Origin of the sequence: Syntrophorhabdus sp., from assembly GCA_012719415.1 — a bacterium.
GTDB lineage: Bacteria > Desulfobacterota > Syntrophorhabdia > Syntrophorhabdales > Syntrophorhabdaceae > Delta-02.
This window is the reverse complement of the sequence record JAAYAK010000244.1, coordinates 1-1,561: the sequence shown is the minus strand read 5'-3', so window position 1 is coordinate 1,561 and position 1,561 is coordinate 1. Positions and strand designations below refer to the sequence as shown.

The 1,561-nt window shown below is 55.3% G+C and carries 2 protein-coding genes; one reads left to right on the top strand and one right to left on the bottom strand.

The genetic code is table 11. From position 1 onward, the window contains the following. On the bottom strand, positions 1-323 hold a 323-nt coding region (locus GXX82_14590; protein ID NLT24265.1), incomplete at its 3' end, for a DMT family protein. 178 nt (positions 324-501) lie between these two features. Here GXX82_14590 and GXX82_14585 point away from each other — a divergent pair. Further along, the gene (locus GXX82_14585; protein NLT24264.1) at positions 502-1,551 is read left to right on the top strand and encodes a hydroxyacid dehydrogenase; all 1,050 of its coding nucleotides are present in this window, start codon (positions 502-504) and stop codon (positions 1,549-1,551) included. The last annotated feature ends 10 nt before the right edge of the window (positions 1,552-1,561 follow it).

Below are 1,561 nucleotides of genomic sequence, written 5' to 3'. Positions count from 1 at the left end.
TCCCTGAACATGAAGAAGACCGCTCCCGCCATGAGGGCGAATGCGATGAGGTAGTTCCATCTGAATTCTTCCTTGAGATAGAGAAGAGAAAAGACTGCGAAGACAACAAGGGTTATGACCTCCTGCATTATCTTCAACTGTGCCGCGGAGAACTGGTAGTGACCGAGACGGTTCGCGGGGACCTGGAAGCAATATTCGGCAAAGGCGATGAGCCAGCTCACAAGTATCACCTTCCACAGGGCGGAGTTCTTGTATCGCAGATGTCCGTACCAGGCAAAGGTCATGAACACATTGGAAACGGTCAGCAACATGATGGTCTTCATTTCTTTCTCCCGATGATACCTCTGCAGTAATATACAGGAATCGAGAACGGGTGGGAAGAAAAAACACTGCCCGATTTCGATTGAAAAAATACAGCGATTGCGGGAGAATGGATGCACGGAATTCAAATAAGACCTCACCGGAGCACACGTGAAAGAGCAGAAGAGCCTGTACGACATCATGCATTTCGAAGCCCTGGGGCCCGAGGCCCGGCACCTCGAGGAGGAGATACAGAGGGCGGTCGCCCGGGAAGAGATCCCCGAAGGACACAGATACCTCATCACCCCGAAGAATCTCCAGGAATACCTCAGGGACAACCCCGGGACGATCCTCCCGGACATCGTCACCACGAAGACGCATTCCGTTCTCCCCGGGCAGTATCTGGAGGGAGACCGAAAAAGCGTGATAACCCGCAGTGCCGGGTATGACCATTTCGAACACCTCGCCGACAAGGTCAACATCGCCTCGCTGAGAGAGTACTGCGTAAATGCCGTCGCCCAGACGGCCATGAAGTTCCTGTACGCTGCCGCCGGTGAACTGAATCACTACTCCCTCAACACCGTCACCTTTGAGAGGAAGGATTCCCGGGCCTTCATGGAACTCGACAGGCACAGGATACTGACCGTCTTCGGTGTCGGTAAGATAGGCAAAAGGACATACGAGCTTGCCGAGGCCAACGGCCTGGCGGTTCAGGGTGTCGACGTGAGACAGGAGGAACTCGACGGCCTCTACGGCGGGACCGTGCGGTTCGTTTCGAAGGAAGAGGCCATCCGGGGGAGCGACATCATCGTCAACGCCATGAACCTGACGAGAAACCCGGAGAGCAGGTTCTACAATGTGGGTTACTTTTCCAGAGAGTATCTCTCCCAGGCAAAAAGGAACCTCATCTTCATAAACGTGACCCGTGGGGAGATCGCCCCTGAATCGGCGCTCCTCGACCTCTATCGTTCGGGAAAGATAACGGGTATCGGTCTCGACGTCTTCAGCAGCGAGTCCCAATTCTCGGCGCTTCTCCTCGGGCAACCGGCCGAAACTGACGCCAATCTCCTGGCGGCGAAGGCGCTCGTGGAGAAATCCATCGACAGAAGCTCCAACATATACGTCCAGCCCCATCAGGGGTTCAACTCCGACATCGCGGCCCTGACGAAGGCCGTCGAGGCGGTCAAACACATCGTCGCCTGGTACAGGAACGGCAAGGAGCGCTTCGACGAACAGCTTCCCTACTATTGAAAGCGCTAAT

Bases quoted from the DNA above. Each gene is read 5' to 3' on its own strand.
- GXX82_14585 (NLT24264.1), top strand. From the start codon at position 502: ATGCATTTCGAAGCCCTGGGGCCCGAGGCCCGGCACCTCGAGGAGGAG.